Annotated in this window: 1 pseudogene; it reads left to right on the top strand. The window is 37.2% G+C overall.

Annotated elements, in window-relative coordinates:
• Nucleotides 1–274: pseudogene (locus CBI42_RS13060) on the top strand (terminase large subunit); the annotation flags it as partial.

Genomic DNA, 274 nt, shown 5'->3' with positions numbered 1-274 from the left:
ACATTGCGATTAATGATGATGTTTTGAAATCCACAAAAACTCAAAACCAAATATTACGAATGACCGCCGGGAGTGCTCAATTAGATGCGTTTCATTTTCTTTTTGCCACTGTGGATGAATACGGGGATGAAAATTTTAATTCAGATGTGATTTCTAAGGTCACTTCTGGACAAGTTCAAACCAGTAACCGACAAACATTTTTTATTAGTACGGCATACAGTAACCCTAAAGTCCCGATGTATAGTGATGTTAGACGACTCACTAAGGTAATGGA

Origin of the sequence: Streptococcus sp. KR (genome assembly GCF_002238115.1) — a bacterium.
Taxonomy (GTDB): domain Bacteria; phylum Bacillota; class Bacilli; order Lactobacillales; family Streptococcaceae; genus Streptococcus.
Note: the sequence above shows the minus strand (reverse complement) of the source record. Positions and strands in the feature narration are given on the sequence as shown.